Annotated in this window: 3 protein-coding genes; all 3 read right to left on the bottom strand. The window is 60.6% G+C overall.

What is annotated here, in order from left to right; translation table 11 throughout:
- On the bottom strand, nt 1-2,266 hold a 2,266-nt coding region (locus ELR57_RS26855; protein ID WP_192896627.1), incomplete at its 3' end, for a SwmB domain-containing protein.
- 94 nt (nt 2,267-2,360) lie between these two features.
- Nucleotides 2,361-3,512 carry a response regulator gene (locus ELR57_RS26850; RefSeq protein ID WP_126962865.1) on the bottom strand — a complete coding sequence of 384 codons (1,152 nt, stop codon included), beginning with the start codon at nt 3,510-3,512 and terminating at the stop codon, nt 2,361-2,363.
- Nucleotides 3,513-3,564: 52 nt separating this feature from the next.
- Entirely contained in the window at nt 3,565-6,708 is a 3,144-nt protein-coding gene (locus tag ELR57_RS26845; RefSeq protein WP_126962863.1) for a hybrid sensor histidine kinase/response regulator, read from the bottom strand.
- Nucleotides 6,709-6,882: the final 174 nt, after the last annotated feature.

Below are 6,882 nucleotides of genomic sequence, written 5' to 3'. Positions count from 1 at the left end.
CAGATGTGTACAAGGGACAGTATAAGTCCTGGGCTGTCTCGATAGCCCCCCTCAGAGCGAAGTAATTGACGAATACCCGCTTGGAGTCGAATGCTTCGAGAGCATCTTCCAGGTCCTCCAACGCTTGGTCGATCTCCGCCTGCGTCGCCCCGGGCGAGTCCAGCCAGGCGGCCGCTTCATCGATGGCCGCCTGCAGCGCCGCCTTCGCTCCGGCGGCGTACTGACCGTTGGAAGTGCCTTCTACCGCTGAATCGTATAAGTCCTGGGCTGTCTCGATAGCCTCCCTGAGAGCGAGGGAATTGACGAATACCCGCTTGGAGTCGAATGCGACGAGAGCGTCTTCCAGGTCCCCGAGCGCTTGGTCGATCTCCGCCTGCGTCGCCCCGGGCGAGTCCAGCCAGGCGGCCGCTTCATCGATGGCCGCCTGCAGCGCCGCCTTCGCTCCGGCGGCGTACTGACCGTTGGAAGTGCCTTCTACCGCTGAATCGTATAAGTCCTGGGCTGCCTCGATAGCCCCCCTCAGAGGGAAGTAATTGACGAATACCCGCTTGGAGTCGAATGCTTCGAGAGCATCTTCCAGGTCCTCCAACGCTTGGTCGATCTCCGCCTGCGTCGCCCCGGGCGAGTCCAGCCAGGCGGCCGCTTCATCGATGGCCGCCTGCAGCGCCGCCTTCGCTCCGGCGGCGTACTGACCGTTGGAAGTGCCTTCTACCGCCGAATCGTATAAGTCCTGGGCTGTCTCGATAGCCTCTCTCAGAGCGAGGGAATTGACGAATACCCGCTTGGAGTCGAATGCGACGAGAGCGTCTTCCAGGACCTCCAACGCTTGATCGATCTCCGCCTGCGTCGCCCCGGGCGAGTCCAGCCAGGCGGCCGCTTCATCGATGGCCGCCTGCAGCGCCGCCTTCGCTCCGGCGGCGTACTGACCGTTGGCCGTGCCTTCCACCGCAGCGTCCAGCTCGTCCTGAGCCTCGGAGACTGCTGCTGCAAGTCCTGCCAAATACACTTCGGGGAGCTCCAACGAAGCGAATTCGTACTCATCCAGGGTCAAGGCCGATTGCTGCAGCAGAAGAGAAGCCGTCGCTTCGCTCGTCGGAACCGCCGGCAGCGTCAACTCGTCTCCACCTGCGGTATCCGACAATGCCAATTCGTACGCATGCCCCTCCTGAAGGGAGGAGGGCAGAACCCAATACATCCGATAGACGTTAAAGTCCGGATCGCTCGTGCCTGACGCGGCCGCGGGCTGAATAACGGAATCGTCGGTCAGATCCTTAATCACGAAGTCCGTTTTCTTTATCGCTCCCGCGTTGATCCCGGGCGGGTTCGAGGCCGCGTTCGGCGGATCGAATTGAATGAAGGTCGCCCCGCTCTTGGACGGAGTGAACCGAATGATCGGCTCGCCCGCCTTCAAGGTATAACCCGCTTGCATCCGGAACAGCAAAGCCGGATTCCCTTCGAAGCGGCCCGGCGTTCCGTTGTCAGCCGCAACGGGAGCCACGCTCACCGCATTGCCCGCCGCGTCCGCGAAGGACGTGCCGGCATACGAGACCGTAACCTCATCCCCGCTCGAGACAGGCGAGCTTAACTGGACGAGCAGGGTATCCGAACCGACAACCGGCGCAACGAAATCAAGCGGTACGGATACGCCGTTCACCTGAACGTCGAAGTCGGTCGTCTGCCAACTGGAGCCAACGGGTTGCTCCGTCAGGTCGAACGTCAAATAATTCTTGCTGACGACCGCGTTCGAGAGATGGGGAGGCGTCTTGTCCAGGGTGATTCGAACCCCGTAATGGTAGTTGGAATTTGTAGTCGTACCGTCATATTCGTTCGCGAAGAAGCTGAACTCGTATTCTCCTTCCTCCTGCAGCGATTCCTGCAGAAAGGCGTCAAATGGGAGATGATAAGCCCCCGATCCGTCATTCATCATGACGGACCACGAGCTGCCGTCGCCGGTCCAGACCTGCCCCGGATCGTTGCTGTATTGAAGATATTTGCCGTCGCTTAATCTTCTCACCTTGTAGCCGCCGTTTTGGAATTGGTCGCCATCGGGGTCGTTCCAGACAACGCTCAGGCCCGTGAATTGGTTAATGACGGAGCCGTCGGCCGGGCTCGAGCCGCCCCATGCCGCGTTGCCCACGGCGGCGTTCGCCCGGGATGGACCTGCATAGAACGCAAGAGCGACCGCCATCGCCCATGCGGCCGCCATCAGCAGCATTCGTTCGCCTAACGATCTCCTTCGGTTGTTTGTCCTGCCGGTTGCCTTCATGACTCAACTCTCCTTCGACATAGTCGCATCTTCTATGCCGTAGAGTAACAGGCCCCTCTCCCAAAACTCTCTCAAAATCAAAAAGGAGACTCTCCTAAGAGTCTCCTTGCCGCTGCCGATTCGAGATTCCCCTGATCCTCTCGGCCCATTCCTTCATCGGAGCCGGCGGCTCGATGCCGAGCTCGTCCGCCAGAATGCGTTCATAGCTCTCGTACTGGCGAAGGAATGGGATCATCTCTTCCGTCTCCTCATGCAAACGAAGCAGCTCTCTCACCATCTCTTCGTCCAACGGAGACAGCTCCAGATAAGCCTTGAGAATTGACTTCGCGGCGGCTTCATCCGCCTGTTCCAGATACCAGGAGACAAGCTTGCGGGTCGTCTCCCCGTACAGCGCCTCGGCCTCCGAGGCGGCTCCCGCGCTCCAAGCATAGTCCTTCCCGTCGAACAACGCGCCTTGATAAGAGCGAAATCTCGATTCCGCTTCCGAAGCGTTCGTCCCGTCCACGCGCGGTACGTTAGACTGGAAGGCGCGAAGCCTGCCCAGATCCGAGCAGTCCGCAGCCATCGAGAAGAGGTAGCCTTCGTTCGTATGGCTGAGCTCCGCTTCGACGCCGGCATCCTTGAGCGTTCTCTTCAGTCGGTGGATCGTGTTGTGCAGGTTGGGGAGCGAACGGCTCTCCTCGACGTCCGGCCATAGCAGATCCGCCAGATGCCACTTGCCGATCAGCCGATTCGGATGGACCAGCAAATAGGCGAACAGCTCTTCCGTCTTCCGCGTCGGCCAGCGGACCAGGCTGCCGTCCGCCGCGCGCGTCTCGAACGTGCCCAGGCAGCGCACCGCCGGTTCGCTTGCCGCGACAGGCAACCGAAGCGCGGCATGCATCCTCCGGTTCTTGGCGACGCGGGGAACGACTCTCTCGATGTCCTCCATGAGCACGGGCTTCACCAGATAATCCGCCGCGTTCACCCGGAACGCATCCACCGCATAGCCGGGGTAAGCCGTCGTGAACACGATCTGCAGCTCCTCGTCGACAGCCAGAAGCTTGTCCGCCAGCTCCAGCCCGCCCATCTTGGGCATCTCCACGTCCAGAAAAGCGACGTCCGGCTTCAGCTCCGCGAACTGGGAGAGCGCCGCGATCGGACTCGCGAACGCTCCCGCAAGCTCCAGCGAAGGATGCTGCCGGATCAATCTCTCCATGAGCTCCAGTGTCGGAAGCTCGTCCTCCACGATCATCGCTCGCAGCATGCTTCTCCTCCTTCCGTCCCATTAAGTTCCGTTCTTCCGTTAGAGGCGCCGGTCAAGCCTCACTCTCATGCTTCGGCAAGTAAACGATAATCCTGGTGCCGCGCTCCAGCTCCGATTCGATCGTCAAGCTTGCCCCGGGAAGCGTCGCCAGCCTCTTCCGGACGTTGGTCATCCCGATGCCGGACTTCTCCGGACGCTCGCCGGAGCGGATCCGGTATAACACGTCGTCCGGCATTCCGACGCCGTCGTCTTCGATATCGAACCGAAGAAAGCCGTCGCCGTCCGAGACGACGAGCGAGACGGTTCCGACGCCTTCTTTCTCGAATAGGCCGTGCCGGATCGCATTCTCGATGAACGGCTGAATCGAGAGGGACGGGATACCCAGAAGTTCCAGATTCGGATCGACGTGCTGCCGATACTCGAGCCGGCTGCCGAAACGCGCCTTCTCGATCTCCACGTAGGCCCGAATGAGCTCCAGCTCTTGCTTGAGAGGAACCGTCGAAGTCCTTCCGTCCCGCTCGAATATCATCCGCAGGTAACGGCTCAGCATCGTCAGAAGATAGGCGGCCCGATTCGAATCGGTATAGCAGAAGGAGACGATGCTGCTGATCGCATTATAGAGAAAGTGCGGCTTGATCTGCGCCTGAAGGAACGCCCGCTCGCTCTGGACCGCTTGTTCCATGGACGATTTCATGGCGAGCAGCGTCCGCACCCTCGCAGCCAGCGTCTTCGAGTCGAACGGCTTCGCGATGAAGTCGTTCCCTCCCGCCCGGAAGCAGAGCTCGATGTCATGCAGCGAGTCCTTGGCCGTCGCGAACAGAATCGGCAGCTCCAGCACCGACCGCTTCTCCCTCACCGCGCGGCACAGGTCGATGCCGGACATCTCCGGCATCATGACGTCGAGAATAAGCAGGCCGATCCGGGGGCTATTCTCCAATTTAAGGAGCGCTTCCTTCGCGGAGAACGCCGTCAGCACGTTATATTCGTCTCCGAGCAGATTAAGCAGAATTCGTATATTGGACGCTTCGTCGTCGACGATGAGGATCGTATGCGTCCGGTTTCCGTCGACGGATTCCAGTTCGGAAGGAAATCCGCGGCTCTCCGGCTCCGATGCGGCAGCGATAAAGGCTTCCGAGCTTGCTTGATCGAACGGCTCCGCCGCCGGAAGCGTAAACGCGATTCTCGTGCCCTGGCCGGGCGCGGAACGGTCCACCCAGATTCGTCCGCCCATCCGTTCGATCAGCTGCCGGCTGATATACAGCCCCAGCCCCATTCCGGCATAACCGTTCTCGTTCTGCGGCAGCTCCCGGTCCGCCTGCTCGAAGTAACCGAAGATCGCCTCGTGGCTCTCTTCCGGTATCCCGATTCCGGTGTCCTCCACCCAGAGCGTCGTCCTGCCGTTCGACGTCGCCGCCCCGGCCGTTATCGTACCCGACTTCGTATGCTTGATCGCATTGTGGATCAGGTTGTACAGCACCTGGCGCAGCCGGTTCTCATCCGCCCTAACGAAGGTGCCCGCCGGAATCCGATTCTCCATGCGCACGTCCTTGCCGGCCGTTTCGAATTCAAGCACCTGGAAGGCCGTTCCGGCCGCGACCCGAGCGTCTAGCGCCGTCTCCGACAAGCGCAGGTCGCCGTGCTTCAACCGGACGACGTCGAGCAGGTCGTTCACGAGCGCCGACAGCTTCGTCGTCGTATCCTGGATGAGCGACAGCTCGCTCCTCTGCCGGTCCGTCAACGAGCCGGCTTTCCCGTCCAGCAGGAAGGAGGCGATATTCTGGATGCCGTGCAGCGGCGTCTTCAGCTCATGGGACGTATTCGCGAGGAACTCGTCCTTCAGCTTGTCTCGCAGCAGAAGCTGTTCCGTCAGCTGCTCGGTCCGTTCCGTCGCGTTCGCGAGCCTCAGCGCGAGCAGCGCGTTCATGAACGCGAGCACCGCGAGGAACGAGATCCGCCTCCCGAGCTCCGTCTGAACGAGATTCAGCGAATAGAGCATTCCGAACAACAGGATCGAGGCGATCGAGACGAGCACCCCGATGAGCAGGGCGGTCTCCTGGCGTCCGAGCCTGCCTCCCCGCTTCCAGAACGAACGAATGCCGCGGTAGAGGAAGTAGGCGACCAGGAAGGTGACGTAATACCAAGGCAAATTGCCGAGCAAGCGATAGCTGGGGTAAGGAAATACGGCAATCGCCGCCAGATAAACCACGACGGGCGAGATCCCGACGAGCAGCTGCCTGCGGCCGAGCAGCTTGTCGTCCAGCGTGTGGAGGAACACCCCGAGCAGGACGATATTGGAGAAGCCGCCGAGATCGTACAGTTTGACGGAAGCCCCGTAGGAGAGCCCCGGCACCAGCTGCAGAGTGAGCTTTTCCCCGCCGGTCACCATAAGCACGAGCATCGTCAGAAAATAAAGCGAGCTGTACAGATATGCCTTGTCCTTGGTTCTCAGCGCGAATATCGTCATGTGGTAACCCGCGAACAGCAGCAGGATAAACACGCCGGAGAACTCGATCGCGAAGTGAATTCTCTCGATCAGCAGCATGTCCGACTGCAATCCGAGCTGCACATCCTCGAAGCCGCCCCAGAGCATGGGCTTGGCCAGATTCGCGGATTGCAGAACGATATCCAACCGGCCGCCTTCCGCCCGAACGAACGTTAGATAAGGCTTGTTCTCCCCTTCGTACTCCCGTTCGTTATCGGCGACGACGCCTTCCTCTCCGACCAGGCGGCCGTTCACGTAGAGCCGATGAGCCCCGTTCACGTTCGGCAGGCGGATGCCGTAGCCGATATCCTCGTCCTTCAGCTTCACGGTCAATCGGTAGGTTCCGTATTCGGTTCCGCTCGCTTCGTCCGCCGGACCCGATCCGTACCAAGCGTTCGGAATGCTCGCGTACGGGGCATTCGGCGACGGAACCCGGCCGTCCGCGAAGTCTTTCGGAGTATAAAGCTTGCGCGGATAGAAGGCCCACTCCCCGTCCAGCAGCACCGTTCTCATCGGGCCGAACGCCCAGCCGCTCAGGTCGGCGACTCCGCGCTCGGCCTTCGGGGCCGACTTGTCCGGCACCGTGTATTCGTTGATCGCCGCCAACAGAATAAACGAAACGAGCGGAATCAGCATCATCCCGATCGCCCGCAAGCCCAACCTCCGCCAGCTTCCCCTGGTCTTTAAGCTTTCCTTGGCTGTCTGTGCGCCCATTCGCCTCTCCGCGCCTCTCTACCGGGAATCATCCATTCCGTCATCTTATCCGAAGCCGCTCCCAAAACTCTCTCAAATGCATTATGACAAAAGTTGAGAGATTTCGCACTCCCGAGTTCGCCGGCGAACGGCAAGAAAGCCCCGGACCGAAGCACCGGGGCTTATCGTTGGAAG

Source organism: Cohnella sp. AR92 (genome assembly GCF_003990975.1).
Classification (GTDB): Bacteria; Bacillota; Bacilli; order Paenibacillales; family Paenibacillaceae; genus Cohnella.
This window is presented reverse-complemented; position numbering and strand designations above follow the sequence as displayed.